Source organism: Curtobacterium aurantiacum (genome assembly GCF_018598555.1).
Lineage (GTDB): Bacteria > Actinomycetota > Actinomycetes > Actinomycetales > Microbacteriaceae > Curtobacterium > Curtobacterium aurantiacum.
On record NZ_JAHEWN010000016.1, the window covers coordinates 13,580 to 28,455 of the forward strand.

The following is a 14,876-nucleotide window of genomic DNA, read 5'->3' on the forward strand; positions in this document are numbered from 1 at the left end:
ATCAGACGAGCTGCTGCTCCATGCACACGCTCGTCGGGTCGTCGACGTACGGACCGAACCGCGGGATGTCCGCGTACCCGGCCTTCCGGTACAGCGCGATCGCCGCGGCCTGCGGCAGACCGGTCTCGAGCCGGACGGTCCCGATGCCGACCGCACGGGCCCGGTCGTGCAGGGCGTCGAGCAGCCGCGTCCCCACGCCGAGCCCACGCGCGGCGTCGCTCACGAACATGCGCTTGACCTCGCCGGTGCCGTCGCCGGCGTCGACGAGCGACACCGTGCCGAGGGCGGTGCCGTCCTCGCGCGCCACCAGGAACGTGACGTCGGGCTGGTCCAGGTCGTCGACGTCGAGGGCATGGTAGTTCTCGGCCGCGTAGAGGCTCAGTCCGTAGTCGTCGCCCTGCTGCAGCAGGTGCAGGACGTCGTCCTGCCGGGGGCTCTCGATCCGCACGGTCAGCACCGTCACACAGTAGCGAGGACGACGAGAACAGTGAGCAGACGAGGCCCCCGGCTGACCCCGATCAGGCGAGAAGCCCCTCGCTGACCGCCCACAGCCGCCGGGCATCGTCGGCGTCGAGCATCGCCGAGTTCGCGTCCGACGGGATCCGGTCCGCGGTGAGGGGCAGGATCCGGTCGTCGATCACGGCGACGTCGCTGTCCTTCAGGTAGACCCCGCCGACGCCGTCGAGCAGCGGGCTCGCGGCACCGAACACGAGCGTCGCTGCGCCCTGCTCGACGGTCTTCTTGCCGACCTCGGGATCGATGACGGTCACCCCGTCGTCGTCGACCAGGCCCTGCTCGCGGTACGACGCGAGCACCGTCGGGTCGTGCGGGCCGGGTCCGATGATCACGCCCGGGTGCGCGGCGAAGGCGCGGATGCCCTGGTCGGCGTACCGGCGGTCGAGCTCCACCGTGAACAGGACGTTCGCCCGCTTCGACTGCCCGTACGCGGTGACCGGGTCGTACCCGTGCGCGAACGTCAGGTCGTCCCACCGGATCTGCCCGAACCGGGCCGCGCCGGAGGTGACGGTCAGGACCCGGGCACCACGGGCCTCCAGGAGGGCGGGGAGGAGCGCCCGCGTGAGCTGGAAGTGCCCGAGGTGCGTCGTCGAGAACGCCAGTTCGTTGCCGCGGCCGTCGAGCCGGCGGTCCGGGGTGAAGAGCATCGCGGCACTGTTCACGAGCATGTGCAGCGGGCGTCCGGAGGCTGACCAGCGCGCGGCGAAGGCATCGACCGACGACGGGTCGGTGAGGTCGAGGGCCTCGACGTGGACGCCGGGGATGCCGGCGACGGCTGCGGATGCCCGGTCGACGTCACGTGAGGCGACGGTGACGTCGGCGCCGGCCGCCGCGAGGGCGCGGCTGGTCTCGCGGCCGAGGCGGCTGTGTCCGCCGGTCACGATGACGTTCCGGCCGGTCAGGTCGACGCCGTCCAGGACGTCGGCGGCGGTGGACGCGGCGGTGAAGCCGCTGGGCAGGGGGTGCTGGTCGGTGATCACGACTGGTGCTCCTTCGATTCGATGTGGCCGACGGCGGCAGCAGGGCCGGCCGCGTCGGCGGTGGCAGAGCCGACGGCGGCGGCAGGGCCGTCGGCGGCGGCAGGGCCGACGGCGTCGACGATCGCCGACCACGCGTCGGGGTCGAGGCCGAGCGCGGTCCGGAGGAACGCCGTCGTGGTGCGGCGGACGAGGTCCACACGCTCGGGGTTCTCGTCGGTGGTGGCGGTCGACTCGTAGTCCTGGATCCCGCCGAGCAGGTGCTCGCCGCCGTGGACGGTCACCAGGTGCCGCGCGCCGGGGCTCAGGTGGTAGACGTCGGTGAACCAGTCCGGGCCTCGCGTCGAGAGCTGGGACTGGTCGTGGTCGCCGGCGACGACCAGTGACGGGGTGTGCAGCTGGCTGAAGTCGGGGCTCATGAACGCGAAGTGCTCCTGCGCGAACGGCACGAGGTCGCCGCGCGCGATCCCGGTGGTGGACAGCAGGACCCCGGCGCGCACGCGGTGGTCGGTGCGGTCCTCGCCCGGCCGTCCGTCGGCGTCCAGGACGCGGGCCCCGAGCAGCATGCCCACGGACTGTCCGCCCCACGAGTGTCCGACCGCGGCGATGCGCGCGGTGTCGACGCGCCCGCTCAGGCCGGGGACCGCGTCGATGACCTGGTCGAGGTCGTCGAGCACCCGCTCGAGGTCGTCGACCCGCGTCTGCCAGATGGTCGGGTAGCGCGGGTCGTCGAGCGTCAGCCCGTAGGCCTTCGCGTCGAGGAACGTCGGCTGGACGACGACGAAGCCGTTCGCGGTCCAGTGGTCGACCAGGGGGTCGCCGCCGGTCATGGACTGGCCGAAGCCGTGGGCGAAGACGATGACCGGCAGGTCCGTTCCGGTCGTCGGTGCGGTGATCCGGACCTCGAGGTCCTGACCGCGGGACGGTGCGGGAAGCGTGACGGGCCGCACGCTGATGACCTGCGGTCGGGGTGCTGTGGGTGCCATGGGGGCCTTTCCAGGATGCCGTGTCGCCCGTGGACGGGAGCGACTGTCGCCCAAAACGGAGCGACGTTCCGGAACGATACGGAACAACGATCCGGATTGCAAGAGGAAGTGGAGCAGCGTTCCGTATCGGTCGCGAGTCGTGCGATGATCGATGCATGAGCACTCCGGCGACCGACCCCGCACCGCGCCGCCGTCGCGACGTCGAGCGCAACGAGCGCACGATCCTCGACGCCGCCGCCGCGGTCTTCGCAGCCTCGGGCGTCGGTGCGCCGGTACGCGAGGTCGCCACCGCCGCCGGTGTCGGGGTCGGCACGCTCTACCGGCACTTCCCGACCCGCTCGGACCTGGTCGTCGCCGTCTACCGGCACCAGATCGAGGCCCTGGTCGACGCGGGGCCGGCGCTGCTCGACTCCGAGCCGACACCGTTCGCCGCCTTGCTGCGCTGGGTGCACCAGTTCGTCGACTTCCTCGGCACCAAGCACGGCCTGGCGCGCGTCTGGGAGGGCGACGCCGACGGCTTCACAGCGCTGCACACCCTGTTCGTCGACGAGCTCGTGCCCGTGCTCGGCCGGCTGCTCGACGCCGCGCGGGCGTCCGGCGAGGTGGCCGCACCGACCCCGCCGTACCAGCTGCTCCGGGCCGTCGGTGACCTGGTGGCGTGGAGTCCCCAGGACCCCGACTACGACGTCCGGACGATCGTGACCCTCCTGGTCACCGGGCTGCGGCAGGCGCAGCCGACGGTGACCGACAGCGCGTAGCCGGCCAGGTGCACTGGTCGCGACCGGCACCGGACTGGAGGCGCGGTGCGGGCCCGTCACGGGCCTCCCGTCCGGCGTCGCGACCGTCTCGGGACGCACCAGCGCCGTCGGGGCCCGCTCAGGCGGTCAGCCCGCCGGCGTCGAGTACAGGACCGCGAGGGTCGCCACCAGTCCGACGACCACGATGCCGAGGTCGAGCAGGGCCAGGGTGACGAGTCGGGTGCGCTGCGGCCGGACGGCGGCCCGCACCACGACCATCGTCACGAACAACACGATGACGAGCACGAGCGCCGGCCAGCCGATCGCCGGCGCTCGGATCGCCATGAGGACCATCACCGCGGCGACGATCACGGCCGTGACGGCTCCCCACGCGAGCCAGTTCGAACCCGACGCCGTCCGGAGTGCGGGCTGGTCGCCGACACGGGTGGGATCGGGGCGGCGGGGCTGTTCGTCGGACACGAGCCGGACGCTACGCGGCGGCCCCTGCCCGTGCCTGCAGCCGCTCGGCCACGGACGGCCGCGCATGCCGCTCGGCCACGAGAGGATGGGGTGTGCACACCGCCGCGACCATCCTCGACGCCGTCGTCCGGCGCATCGACACCACCGGGTTCGCCGCGCACGGCATCCACGTGCGCACGAGGACTGCCGCTCCGGGCGCTGAGGGCACCGCGGACGACGTCGCCGAGCACCACTGGACGCCCGACGTCCGACGCGAGATCCACTCCGCCGCGAAGGGCGTCTGTGTCCTCGCCACCGGCATCGCCGCCGACGACGGCCTGGTGGACCTCGACGAACCGGTCGCGACGTTCCTTGCCGCGACCGGGCTCGCGCTCGGCGACGGCGTCGACCGGGTCACCCTCCGGCACCTGCTCACCATGACGAGCGGCATCGACATGCCGTGGTCGGCGACCGAGCTGACCGACTGGCCTGACCTGGCGGCCGAGTTCCTGCGGCGACCGTCCCGCGGCCGGGTGTTCCAGTACGCCAACGCCAGTACGTACACGGCGATGCGCCTGCTCGAGACCCGGGTCGGCGACGTCGGCGCGTTCGTCACCGAGCGACTGTTCGCGCCGCTCGGCATCCAGGACGTCGAGTGGCAACGCTGCCCGAACGGGTTCGTCGCAGCGGGCGGGGGGCTGTCGCTCCGCACCGAGGAGCTCGCCCGCATCGGACGTCTGATCCGCGACCGCGGGGTCGTCGACGGACAGCGGGTCGTCAGCGCGCGGTGGTGCGACGCGATGCACACCGACTGGGTGGAGCGCGAGGGGACCGGGCCCGGCTACGAGCGGTACGCGATGGCCGGGTGGGGTGGTCCCGGCCGACTCTGGCGGCTGCACGGTGCGTACGGTCAGATGCTGCTGTTCGACGAGACCGAGGCGAGCAACGACTCCGGCACCGTCGTCACCATCACCGCCGACGATCACTTCGGCGCCGACGCGCTCGCCGCCTTCGTCGCCGACGAGCTGGCCCGCCAGGACCCCCGCCGCTAGCACCTTCGACGATCCGACCTGCACGTCCGCGCGCGCCCGGCGTGGGAGGATCGATCAGTGCAGCAGCAACCCGTCGCGATCATCATCGCGGCCATGAGCGAAGAGGTCTCGGCCTTCGCCGACCTGTTCGGCGGTGTCCCGGTCCTCGACGGCCCCGTCGGTGGCCACGACCCGCACCAGCTGCTCGACATCGGCGGCGCCACGGTCGTCGTGCGCCGCAGCGGCATCGGCTTCACGAACGCCACGGCCGCCGTCGCCCACGGCTTCCACGACTTCGGTCCGGGCATCCCGGTCATCAGCGTCGGGACCGCCGGTGGACTCATGCACGGTGTCGCCATCGGTGATGTCGTGGTCGGCGACCGGTACGTCAACCTCAACGCCGACGCCACCGCGTTCGGCTACGCCCTGGGCCAGGTCCCCGGCATGCCGACCGGCTACGCGCCGGACGCCCGGCTCGTCGAGCTCGCGATGGGCGCCGACATCGCGTGGCCGCTGCGGTCGGCGACGATCGGCTCGAGCGAGGTCTTCGTGACCGAGGGGCGTGCCCGCGCACTCCGGGTCGCGTTCCCCGAGGTGGCCGCGGTCGACATGGAGTCGGCCGCGATCGCACAGTTCGCCCACGTGCACGACATGCCGTTCGTCTCGGTCCGGTGCATCAGCGACCTCTGCGCGCCGGACGGTGCCGAGTTCCGCGAGCACCTGGACGACGCCGCGGCACGGGCAGCGCGCGTGGTCCACGACCTGGTGCTCGGCCTGCGTTCCTGAGTCCGCACCGGTGCACCGGCCTGGAGGCGCGACTCGCCGCCGCCGGTCCGCCGGCGGTGATCCGGGCCTCCAGTCCGTCCCGCCTGGTCGCGTCCGTGCATGCGTTCCGCGGCCATCAGATGGCCGGAATTGCGTTCCACGGACGTTCCGGGACGGATTGCGAACTGGTCGTCGGGGCGCTCGCTAGCCTCCATTTCGGGGGGCCAAGGAACCACGGCCAATCACACAGGGAGATCAGCCATGAGCGCCTACACGAGCGACGAGAACGTCGAACCTGCACGCATCACCACCTTCAAGCGCGTCCGCAAGCAGTGGCGTCGGACGGGTGAGGTCGGCTACACGCACAGTGGCAGCGACTTCTTCCGCGACGACGCGCCGGAAGCGGTCCAGCGGTAACCAGCTGCAGCCACGAAGTGCCCGCCAGGAGCGATCCTGGCGGGCACTTCTGCGTCAGCGACCGAGCTGGTCCCGCAGGTAGGGCGCGGTCCGGCTGGTCGTCGAGGCGGCGACCTCGGCGGGCGTGCCGGAGGCGACGACCCGGCCGCCGTCGTCGCCGCCCGAGGGACCCATGTCGATGACGTGGTCGGCGCTCGCGACGACGTCCATGGCGTGCTCGACCACGACGACGGTGTTGCCCGCGTCGGTCAGACGGGCGAGCTGGGCGGTGAGCAGCTCGACGTCGGCCGGGTGCAGGCCGGTGGTGGGCTCGTCGAGCAGGTACAGGGTGTGGCCGGTCCGCGCACGCTGCAGTTCCGTGGCGAGCTTGATGCGCTGTGCCTCGCCGCCGGACAGCTCCGGAGCGGGCTGGCCGAGCCGCAGGTAGCCGAGGCCGACCTCGCGCAGGGTCTCGAGTCCGCGCCCGGCCGCGGGCAGGGACGCCAGGAACGGTGCCGCTTCGTCGACGGTCATGCCGAGGACGTCGGCGATGGACGCCCCGTTCCACCGGACCTCGAGCGTCTCCGCCGTGTACCGGGAGCCGTGGCACTCAGGACACGGGGCCCAGCTACCGGGAAGGAAGAGGAGCTCGACGGACACCGAGCCCTCGCCCTGGCAGACCTCGCACCTGCCTCCGGCGACGTTGAACGAGAACCGTCCGGCGCCCCAACCGCGGGCCTTCGCCTCGTCGGTCTGGGCGAAGGCGGCCCGGACCGCGTCGAACAGGCCGGTGTAGGTGGCGAGGTTCGAGCGGGGCGTCCGGCCGATCGGCTTCTGGTCGACCTGCACGACGCGGCTGACGAGCGGGTGCGACGTCGCGACGCCGGGCAGCACGCCGCCGACGAGCGACGACTTGCCGGACCCGCTGACCCCGGTGACCGCGGTGAGGACACCGAGCGGCAGGTCGACGTCGAGCCCCCGCAGGTTGTGCAGGGTGAGGTCGCGGAGCTCGAGCGTGCCCACCGGGGTCCGGACGGCGCGGTCGGCGGTCGGCTGCCGGGGCTCCAGGAAGCGCCGGGTGACCGAGGCCTCTACCTCGGCCAGACCGGCGACCGGGCCGCTGTACAGGACGGTTCCGCCGCCGGTGCCCGCGCGGGGACCGACGTCGACGATCCAGTCGGCACGGCGCACGATGCTCATGTCGTGTTCGACCACGAAGACGCTGTTGCCGCCGGCGCGCAGGTCGTCGAGGACGTCGACGAGCGACTCGGCGTCGGCGGGGTGCAGCCCGGCGCTCGGCTCGTCGAGCACGTAGACGACGCCGAACAGTCCCGAGCGCAGCTGCGTCGCGATCCGCAGCCGCTGGCTCTCACCGGGGGAGAGCGTCGGGGTGGCGCGGTCGAGCGCCAGGTAACCGAGCCCCAGGCCGACCAGGACCTCGACGCGGGTGAGCAGGTCGCGGGAGATCGCCACGGCGACCTCGGTGTGCTCGCCGGACGATGCTCGCGACGTCGCCGCTGCCGCGTCGGTGATCGCCGCGATCGGGCGCAGGACGTCGGCCAGGCCGGTCAGCGGCAGGGCGTTCAGCTCGGAGATCGAGTGCCCGCCGATCGTCACGGCGAGGGCGGCTCGGGTCAGGCCGGTGCCGCCGCAGAGCCCGCACGGGCCGGACTCGACGAACTGCAGCACCTTCTTGCGCTGGGTCTCGCTCTGCGAGTCGGCGAGGGTGTGCAGCACGAACTGGCGGGCGCTCCAGAACCGGCCCTTGTAGGGCTTCGCCACACGGTCGCGCTTCGGCTGCACCTGCACGACGGGCTGTTCCTCGGTGAAGAGCAGCCAGTCGCGGTCCTCCCGCGACAGCTCGCGCCACGGGCGGTCGATGTCGTAGCCGAGCACGGCGGTGACGTCGCGCAGGTTCTTGCCCTGCCACGCACCGGGCCAGGCGGTGATCGCGCCGTCGCGGATGCTCAGCGACGGGTCGTGCACGGCCGATGCCTCGGTGACCTCGTGCGCGGTCCCGATGCCGTGGCACCGGGGGCAGGCGCCGGCGACGGTGTTCGGCGAGAACGAGTCCGACTCGAGCCGGTCGGCGCCGGACGGGTAGGTGCCGGCACGCGAGTAGAGCATGCGCATCGAGTTCGACAGCGTGGTCATGGTGCCGACGGTGGAGCGGGAACTCGGGGCACCGCGACGCTGCTGCAGGGCGACCGCGGGGGGCAGGCCGGTGATCGAGTCGACGTGCGGGGTGGACCCCTGCGCGATCAGCCGCCGGGCGTACGGGGCGACGGACTCGAGGAACCGACGCTGGGCCTCGGCGAACACGGTGCCGAAGGCGAGCGAGGACTTGCCGGAGCCGGAGACGCCGGTGAACGCGACGATCCGGTCGCGGGGGATGTCCACGTCGACGTCGCGCAGGTTGTTCTCACGGGCGCCGCGGACGCGGATGAAGTCGTCCGGCCCGGGTCGGTCATCGGTGGGGGTGGAGCGAGGAGCGGGCATTCATTCGAGCGTAGGCGCGGCCACTGGGAGAAGCAGTACCGCGGCGGAACCGCGAACGACGAAGAGCCGCTCCGCCCTGATCGGCGGAGCGACTCTTCGCGTCGTGCGTGGTGCTTCGTGCGTTTGTTGCTCTGTTGCGGCAGGTGTTACTTGATCTGTGCGGTGATGGTGGCGGTGCCGACGAGGAGGCCGCGCTTGACGGCGTCGGTGCCGAAGGTCTTGTTCAGCAGGCCGGCGGCGTCTTCGGAGATGTGGACGGTGGTGCCGGTCAGGATGGCGTTGTCGCCCTCGAGCTGGAGGGGCTTGAGGGAGCCGCCGTGCAGCTCGAACAGGAACGCGTTGGCCGCGGCGACCTTGCCGTTGACGAGGACGTCGCCGTAGAGCTTGGACGAGCCCGGGTTCACGACGAAGTTCTCCAGCGTGACGGTGGTGTCGCCGGCCTTCAGGGTCAGACCCGAGTCGTCGTGGTTCAGCAGCCCCTGCACGTACGGGCGGTAGTTGCCATCCGGGGACCAGTAGGTGACCGACCCGGCGGTGATCGGGAACGACACCGACCCGTCCTCGAGGGTCGCGTCGCCGGAGACGCCGGGGGTGAGCTTGAGGGCGGTGAGGGCGTCGGTGAAGCCGGAGTCGAGCTTCACGGCGGTGGAACCACCGAGGACCTCGGGGACCGAGGCGACGGGTGCGGGGATCTTCGACTCGGACGAGGACACCGTCTGCACGTTCGGGGTGGCGGCCTGGGCGGAGGAGATCCCGAACGCGGCGCCGCCGAGGACGAGGGCACCGGTCGTGGCGAGGGTGATGGAGGTCTTGAGGCTCTTACGCATCGTGATCAGTCCTTTGCTGTTGTCGCGCTCGGCGCGGTTGCTGTGTGCGCGCCGAACACACCCTCGAACAGGGTGGAGAACCAGCGGTGTGCGGCTGGTGAGCGCTCCGGGTGGTTCCCGGTCGTTGCAGGTGATTCGGCACCCTCCGGCGAAGGGTTTGGACGGATCTGCCGTCGTTACCGCTCTGTGACCTTTCGGGTCCCGCGGGTCAGAACGCCTTGCCGGGGTTCAGGGTCCCCGCCGGGTCGAGCGCGTGCTTGACGGAGCGGTGCATCGCGAGCACACGGTCGCCGAGCTCGACCCGCAGGCCCGGCAGCTTCAGCAGCCCGACGCCGTGCTCACCCGTGACGGTCCCACCGAGCGCCAGGCAGTCCGCCACGATCTGGTCGAACGCGGTCTTCGCGCGGGCCTTCGCGGCGTCGTCGCCCTCGGGCGCGATGATCAGCGGGTGCAGGTTGCCGTCGCCGGCGTGCGCGATGTTGGCGATCGTGACGTCCTGCGCGTCCGCGGCCACCTGGATCCGCCGGAGCATCTCGGGCACCGCACTCCGCGGCACGCAGATGTCCTCGGTCAGCACCGGACCGAGCCGTTCGAGTGCCGGGTAGGCGAGCCGGCGGGCCTGGAAGAGCCGGTCGATGTCCTCGGGGTCGGTGGCCCGCTCGACGTCGGTGCCACCGGCTTCGGTGAAGACGTCCGCCACGTGGCCGGCGATCTCGTCCCCGGCCGCACCGCGCTCGTCGACCCGTGCGAGCAGCAGGGTGTCGACGTCCGCCGGCAGCCCGAGGTGCATCCAGTCGTCGACGGCTCGCAGGCACGTGCGGTCGACGATCTCGAGCGCCGCGGGGATGATGCCCGCGCGCGAGATCGCGGCCACGGCGTCGCCCGCCGCGGTCAGCGAGGGGAAGTACCCGATCACGGCCCGCTCGTCACGGCCGGCCAGGGGCAGCAGCTTCACGGTGACCGACACGACGATGCCCAGCGTGCCCTCGGAGCCGACCATCAGTGCGGTGAGGTCGTACCCGGCGACGCCCTTCGCCGTCCGGCGGCCGAGCTCGACCACCGAACCGTCGGCCAGCACGACGGTCAGGCCGAGCACGTAGTCGCGGGTGACCCCGTACTTGACGCAGCAGATGCCGCCGGCGTTCGTCGCGACGTTGCCGCCGATCGTCGAGATCGCCGAGCTCGCGGGGTCCGGCGGATACCAGAGGCCGTGCTCGGCGACCGCGGCGCGGAGTGCATCGTTGATGACGCCGGGTTCGGTGACCGCGTAGCGCTCGTCGGTGTTCACCTCGAGCACCCGGTTCATCCGCTCGAGCGACACCACGATCGAGTCGGCCATCGCGTTCGCGCCGCCGGACAGGCCGGTGCCGGCACCGCGGGGGACGACCCGGAGACCGGCGGCGGCTGCCCAGCGGACGGCGGTGACGACGTCGTCGGTGCAGCGTGCCAGGACCACGGCGAGCGGTACCGTGGAGTCGGCCCACTCGGCGTCGTCGTGGCGGTAGCGCTCGAGCGACTCCGGGTCGCGGAGCACCTGGTCGGACCCCAGCAGGTGTTCGAGGGCGGTGGCGTCGGCTGCGGCGGTGACGATCATGCGGGGTGGGGGTCCTTCTGTGGCGCGGCGGTGCGGTTCGGGTCCGTCGACGATACGTCGGTCAGTCCAGGCAGAACTCGTTGCCCTCGACGTCCTGCATGACGATGCACGACTCGTTCACCTGGTCCGCCGTCATGCGACGGACCTGGGTGGCGCCGAGTCCCACCAGTCGGGCGCTCTCGGCGTCGAGGGCCGCGAGCCGTTCGGCACCGACCATGCCGGTGCCGACCCGGACGTCCAGGTGCACCCGGTTCTTCACCGTCTTGCCCTCGGGGACGCGCTGGAAGAACAGGCGAGGTCCGGCTCCGGTCGGGTCGACGCACGCGAAGGCCGATCCCTGGTGCTCCGGCGGCACCGACCGGTCGAACGCGTCCCAGTCGGCGAACCCCGGTGGGGGCGGTGGCACCACGTAGCCGAGGACCTCGCACCAGAACCGGGCGACACGCTCCGGCTCAGCGCAGTCGAACGTCACCTGGACCTGTCGCACCGTTGCCATGGCGCCGAGGATACGATGATGCACGACCGGCGTCCGCTCAGCGTCCGCTCAACCGAGCTGGGCCGCCGCTGCTCGCAGCTCGGTGAGCGCGGCCGTGGCGTGGTCGGCCAGCCGGTCGTCGTCCGCGCGCCCCACACCGGACGGGAGGCCCGTGGCGGGTCCGCCCCGGGCCTCCCGTCCGCCGTGCAGCCGCGTCAGTGCTGCTTGCCGCGCAGGCGACCGATGCCGAGCACGATGCCGACGACGACCATGCCCAGGACGAGCCCGACGACGGCCGACACGGCCGTGTCGGCGATCCACACCACGACGGGGCCGGCGGCCTCGAGGGCGTGCTCGATCACGTGCAGCAGGTCGTACGGTCCGTGCCAGAACGTCTCGGCGAGGTTCGCGATGACCAGGTGCCCACCGACCCACAGCATCGCGACCGTGCCGATGACGCTGATGACCCGGAAGACCATCGGCATCGCGCGGACGATCCGCGCGCCGATGCGACGGGTGCGGCGGACCGAGTTCTTCATCATCTGCAGGCCGATGTCGTCGACCTTCACGAGCAGCGCCACGGCGCCGTAGACGACGGCCGTCATGACCAGACCGATCACGATCAGTGCGCCGAGCGTCGGCCAGAGCCCGAGGTCGGGGTCGAGGCCCGCCAGCGCGATGAGCATGATCTCGGTGCTCAGGATGAGGTCCGTGCGGATGGCGCCGAAGACCAGCTTCGGTTCCGTGACGGCCTCGTCCGCGCCACCCTCGTGGTGGACGCCGAACCACTCCGTGACCTTCTCGGCGCCCTCGAAGCACAGGTAGGTCCCGCCGAGCAGCAACAGCCACGGCAGCACCCCGGGGGCGAACGCCGTCAGGAGCAACGCCAGCGGGATGATGATGATGAACTTGTTGAACAGGCTGCCGAGGGCGATGCGCCCGACGACCGGCAGTTCGCGAGCGGGCTCCAGGCCCTGCACGTACTGGGGTGTGACGGCGGCGTCGTCGATGACGACCCCGGCGGTCTTCGCGCTGGCCTTGAGGGCTGCGGAGAGGATGTCGTCCACCACGGCGAGCAATCCGACTGACAATTCGTTCTCCACTCGTCTGACCTGTGACCGTGCACAGCGTAGTCGGCGCGGAGCATCCTGAACGCCAGCCCGCGGCCGTCCGTAAGCTCGCGCCATGGCTGACTTCACCGCATCCCAGGCCGCCGTCGTCCGGATCGAGCGTTCCGAGCAGGGGCGCTGGGACCTCTCCGTGATCAGCGACGCCGGTGTCGCGATGGGGCACGGGGTGTACCTGTTCGACGCGGACCACGACGACGCCGAGGACGAGCAGGCTGCGGCCCTCGACTTCGTGCGCGACTACGGCTTCCGGTTCGAGCGCGACGCCGTGCAGGCGGACGGTCCCGATGCCTTCTGGGCGCCCCTGCTGCCGTCCGACCAGCAGTAGGCGCGTCAGCACGCGCGGCTCAGCGCGCGGAGCCCTCGAACCCGATCAGCCAGGTGACCCCGTGTGCGTCACGGACGGTGCCGTCCCAGTCGCCCCACGGGCGCTGCTGCAGCGGGTCGACAACCGTGCCGCCCTCGGCGAGCCGGTCGAACCACCGGCGCAGCACGTCCGGTTCCGCGGCGCCGAGCAGTGAGAAGAGGAGTCCCGTCGCCGAGAACGGGGTGTCGCCCTCGCCGGCGTCCGCGGCGAACAGCTGCAGTTCGCCGGTGAGCTCCCCGTGCGCCACGGCGTCGGTGGGGCCGTCCGTGCGGGAGAAGTCCGCGTAGGTCGCGATCCGCACCTCGCCACCGAACACCCGCTGCCAGTGCTCGAGTGCCTGCCTCGCGGTGCCGGCGAACTGGAAGTAGGGCGCGGGGCCGGTTGCGTGCATGCCCGGCAAGGTACTCCGGCGTGCGGCGCTGGGGAACCCGTCCGCGGTCAGTCCGCCGTGCCTCGGTTGGTCGGGCGGATGACGTCGAAGGTGCGGTGCAGGGTCCGGACCGCGTCGGGTTCGTCCCCGACGGCCCACTCCGCGATCGCGACGTCGAAGCACCCGAGGGCCGCCTGCACCAGCGTCCGGGCGCGCAGATCGACGCCTGGCCCTGCGAGCCGCTCGGCGACCAGTGGCGTCAGGACCTCGGCACACGCGTTGTGCTTCTCGAGGTTGCGTGCCCGCAGCGACGCCGTGCTCGTCATCACCCGGATCGAGCGGCGGGCGGTCTCGGTGTCCTCACCGCCGCTGTCGCTCACCAGGTCGGCGAACGCCTCGCGCAGTGCCGTCCACACCGGTTCGTCCGCGGGGCGGGACCGGAAGGCCGCGGCCAGTGCCTGGCGGTGCCGTCCGGGGTCTCCGATGACCGTGTCCTCCTTGGCGGGGAAGTAGCGGTGGAAGCTCCGCGCGGAGATCCCCACCTCGGCGGCGATCTGCTCGACGGTGACCTGGTCGAACCCGTCGGCGTCGAAGCGCGCGATCGCCACCTCGGCGACGCGGGCTCGCACGGCGTCGCGCGCGATGTCCCGCAGGCCGGGCTTCGCTGCGGGGTCCGTCGGGCGAGCGTTCACAGACCGATCCTACCTCGACGGCAGCCAATGCCTGGATTGGCAGACACTGACAGAACAGGCGTAGAGTGCCACCCGCATGACCTCGAGACGTCACGAAGGGACGGAACATGCAGCAACGCACCCTCGGCCGCCAAGGCCTCACCGTCAGCGCCGTCGGCTACGGCGCCATGGGCACCACGTTCGCCTACGGCCCCGGCGACGACAGCGAGTCGATCGCCGCCATCCGCACCGCCCACGACCTCGGCGTCACCCACTTCGACACCGCCGAGCTCTACGGCTGGGGCTCCGGTGAACGCCTGCTCGGCACGGCGCTCGCCCCGATCCGTGACGAGGTGACCATCGCCACCAAGTTCGGGTTCACCCCGGAGACCTACGCGCCGGACTCCCGCCCGGAGCACATCCGTCAGGTGGTCGACGCGAGCCTGCGGAACCTCGGGACCGACTCGATCGACGTGCTCTACCAGCACGTCCACGACCCGGCCGTCCCCGTCGAGGACGTCGTCGGCACGATGCAGGAGTTCGTGCAGGCCGGCAAGGTCCGGTACCTCGGCCTCTCCAACACCGACGCCGAGCAGATCCGCCGTGCGCACGCCGTGCACCCGATCTCCGTCCTGCAGAACGAGTACTCCGTGTTCTCGCGTGAGTCCGAGGAACTGTTCCCGACGGTCGACGAACTCGGCATCGGCCTGGTCGCCTACTCGCCCCTCGCGCGCGGGTTCCTCAGCGGCGCGGTCCAGCCTCGCGGCGCCTACGCGGCCGACGACATCCGCCACCAGCTCGAGTGGTGGGCGCCCGAGCACTTCGACGCGAACGTCGGGGTGACCGCTGCCCTCACCGACATCGCCGACGCGAAGGGCGTCCAGCTCTCGCAGCTGGCGCTCGCCTGGGTCCTCGCGAAGCGCGACGACCTCGTGCCGATCCCCGGGTCGCGCAACCGCTCGCGTGTGGCGGAGAACGTCGCGGCTGCCGACATCGTGCTCGGTGACGACGAGGTGGCGCGGATCGACGCGCTGTCCCGCCAGGTCCGCGGGAAGCGCGCGATGGGCTGAGCCCGGGCG

Annotated in this window: 17 protein-coding genes; 6 read left to right on the forward strand and 11 right to left on the reverse strand. The window is 71.9% G+C overall.

All coding sequences use genetic code 11. The features are described 5' to 3' along the window. Position 1 precedes the first annotated feature (1 nt). The 3 genes from KK087_RS13545 to KK087_RS13555 form a co-directional block, all read right to left on the reverse strand. The gene (locus KK087_RS13545) at positions 2 to 457 is read right to left on the reverse strand and encodes a GNAT family N-acetyltransferase (RefSeq protein WP_307860065.1); all 456 of its coding nucleotides are present in this window, start codon (positions 455 to 457) and stop codon (positions 2 to 4) included. Positions 458 to 518: 61 nt separating this feature from the next. Next, positions 519 to 1,496 (reverse strand): SDR family NAD(P)-dependent oxidoreductase, encoded by a 978-nt coding sequence (locus tag KK087_RS13550; RefSeq protein ID WP_214566006.1) that lies wholly within the window; start codon positions 1,494 to 1,496, stop codon positions 519 to 521. Then, positions 1,493 to 2,479, reverse strand: a complete 987-nt coding sequence (locus KK087_RS13555) for an alpha/beta hydrolase family protein (RefSeq protein ID WP_250901117.1) — start codon at positions 2,477 to 2,479, stop codon at positions 1,493 to 1,495. Before KK087_RS13555 ends, KK087_RS13550 begins: the two co-directional genes overlap by 4 nt. A gap of 155 nt (positions 2,480 to 2,634) precedes the next feature. Between KK087_RS13555 and KK087_RS13560 the strand changes: the two genes are divergently transcribed. Next, positions 2,635 to 3,237 carry a TetR/AcrR family transcriptional regulator gene (locus KK087_RS13560; protein WP_214529126.1) on the forward strand — a complete coding sequence of 201 codons (603 nt, stop codon included), beginning with the start codon at positions 2,635 to 2,637 and terminating at the stop codon, positions 3,235 to 3,237. 126 nt (positions 3,238 to 3,363) lie between these two features. Here KK087_RS13560 and KK087_RS13565 read toward each other — a convergent pair whose 3' ends face one another. Beyond that, positions 3,364 to 3,696 (reverse strand): hypothetical protein, encoded by a 333-nt coding sequence (locus KK087_RS13565; protein WP_214566008.1) that lies wholly within the window; start codon positions 3,694 to 3,696, stop codon positions 3,364 to 3,366. Positions 3,697 to 3,788: 92 nt separating this feature from the next. Between KK087_RS13565 and KK087_RS13570 the strand changes: the two genes are divergently transcribed. The 3 genes from KK087_RS13570 to KK087_RS13580 all read left to right on the forward strand — a co-directional run bounded on the left by KK087_RS13570 (position 3,789) and on the right by KK087_RS13580 (position 5,888). Beyond that, positions 3,789 to 4,727, forward strand: coding sequence for a serine hydrolase domain-containing protein (locus tag KK087_RS13570; RefSeq protein WP_214566010.1), 939 nt, complete (start codon positions 3,789 to 3,791; stop codon positions 4,725 to 4,727). A gap of 57 nt (positions 4,728 to 4,784) precedes the next feature. Further along, on the forward strand, positions 4,785 to 5,492 hold the full coding sequence (gene mtnN, locus KK087_RS13575; protein WP_110864380.1) for a 5'-methylthioadenosine/S-adenosylhomocysteine nucleosidase: 708 nt from the start codon (positions 4,785 to 4,787) through the stop codon (positions 5,490 to 5,492). A gap of 240 nt (positions 5,493 to 5,732) precedes the next feature. Continuing rightward, positions 5,733 to 5,888, forward strand: coding sequence for a hypothetical protein (locus tag KK087_RS13580; protein ID WP_155896774.1), 156 nt, complete (start codon positions 5,733 to 5,735; stop codon positions 5,886 to 5,888). Between the two features lie 54 nt (positions 5,889 to 5,942). Here the strand turns inward: KK087_RS13580 and KK087_RS13585 are convergent, their stop codons facing one another. The 5 genes from KK087_RS13585 to KK087_RS13605 form a co-directional block, all read right to left on the reverse strand. Then, positions 5,943 to 8,366: an excinuclease ABC subunit UvrA gene (locus KK087_RS13585; RefSeq protein ID WP_214566012.1), complete on the reverse strand. Its 2,424-nt coding sequence runs from the start codon at positions 8,364 to 8,366 to the stop codon at positions 5,943 to 5,945. 146 nt (positions 8,367 to 8,512) lie between these two features. After that, positions 8,513 to 9,193: a hypothetical protein gene (locus KK087_RS13590; protein WP_214529122.1), complete on the reverse strand. Its 681-nt coding sequence runs from the start codon at positions 9,191 to 9,193 to the stop codon at positions 8,513 to 8,515. Positions 9,194 to 9,401: 208 nt separating this feature from the next. Next, entirely contained in the window at positions 9,402 to 10,787 is a 1,386-nt protein-coding gene (locus KK087_RS13595; RefSeq protein ID WP_214566014.1) for an FAD-binding oxidoreductase, read from the reverse strand. Between the two features lie 61 nt (positions 10,788 to 10,848). Beyond that, positions 10,849 to 11,283 (reverse strand): VOC family protein, encoded by a 435-nt coding sequence (locus KK087_RS13600; protein WP_214566016.1) that lies wholly within the window; start codon positions 11,281 to 11,283, stop codon positions 10,849 to 10,851. A 194-nt stretch (positions 11,284 to 11,477) separates the two neighbouring features. Beyond that, on the reverse strand, positions 11,478 to 12,353 hold the full coding sequence (locus KK087_RS13605) for a DUF808 family protein (RefSeq protein ID WP_214529120.1): 876 nt from the start codon (positions 12,351 to 12,353) through the stop codon (positions 11,478 to 11,480). Positions 12,354 to 12,447: 94 nt separating this feature from the next. On the opposite strand from KK087_RS13605, the gene KK087_RS13610 reads away from it, so the two are divergent. After that, positions 12,448 to 12,717 carry a hypothetical protein gene (locus KK087_RS13610; RefSeq protein ID WP_071245932.1) on the forward strand — a complete coding sequence of 90 codons (270 nt, stop codon included), beginning with the start codon at positions 12,448 to 12,450 and terminating at the stop codon, positions 12,715 to 12,717. Between the two features lie 19 nt (positions 12,718 to 12,736). Here the strand turns inward: KK087_RS13610 and KK087_RS13615 are convergent, their stop codons facing one another. Beyond that, positions 12,737 to 13,147, reverse strand: a complete 411-nt coding sequence (locus tag KK087_RS13615) for a VOC family protein (protein WP_214566018.1) — start codon at positions 13,145 to 13,147, stop codon at positions 12,737 to 12,739. Positions 13,148 to 13,194: 47 nt separating this feature from the next. Then, positions 13,195 to 13,818 (reverse strand): acyl-CoA-like ligand-binding transcription factor, encoded by a 624-nt coding sequence (locus KK087_RS17690; protein ID WP_214566020.1) that lies wholly within the window; start codon positions 13,816 to 13,818, stop codon positions 13,195 to 13,197. Between the two features lie 107 nt (positions 13,819 to 13,925). On the opposite strand from KK087_RS17690, the gene KK087_RS13625 reads away from it, so the two are divergent. Continuing rightward, positions 13,926 to 14,867: an aldo/keto reductase gene (locus KK087_RS13625; protein WP_214566027.1), complete on the forward strand. Its 942-nt coding sequence runs from the start codon at positions 13,926 to 13,928 to the stop codon at positions 14,865 to 14,867. Positions 14,868 to 14,876 lie beyond the last annotated feature (9 nt).

Coding starts and splice junctions, on each gene's coding strand:
- KK087_RS13555 (WP_250901117.1), bottom strand. CDS start 2,479: ATGGCACCCACAGCACCCCGACCGCAGGTCATCAGCGTGCGGCCCGTC.
- KK087_RS13560 (WP_214529126.1), top strand. CDS start 2,635: ATGAGCACTCCGGCGACCGACCCCGCACCGCGCCGCCGTCGCGACGTC.
- KK087_RS13580 (WP_155896774.1), top strand. CDS start 5,733: ATGAGCGCCTACACGAGCGACGAGAACGTCGAACCTGCACGCATCACC.
- KK087_RS13585 (WP_214566012.1), bottom strand. CDS start 8,366: ATGCCCGCTCCTCGCTCCACCCCCACCGATGACCGACCCGGGCCGGAC.
- KK087_RS13590 (WP_214529122.1), bottom strand. CDS start 9,193: ATGCGTAAGAGCCTCAAGACCTCCATCACCCTCGCCACGACCGGTGCC.
- KK087_RS13595 (WP_214566014.1), bottom strand. CDS start 10,787: ATGATCGTCACCGCCGCAGCCGACGCCACCGCCCTCGAACACCTGCTG.
- KK087_RS13600 (WP_214566016.1), bottom strand. CDS start 11,283: ATGGCAACGGTGCGACAGGTCCAGGTGACGTTCGACTGCGCTGAGCCG.
- KK087_RS13610 (WP_071245932.1), top strand. CDS start 12,448: ATGGCTGACTTCACCGCATCCCAGGCCGCCGTCGTCCGGATCGAGCGT.
- KK087_RS13615 (WP_214566018.1), bottom strand. CDS start 13,147: ATGCACGCAACCGGCCCCGCGCCCTACTTCCAGTTCGCCGGCACCGCG.
- KK087_RS13625 (WP_214566027.1), top strand. CDS start 13,926: ATGCAGCAACGCACCCTCGGCCGCCAAGGCCTCACCGTCAGCGCCGTC.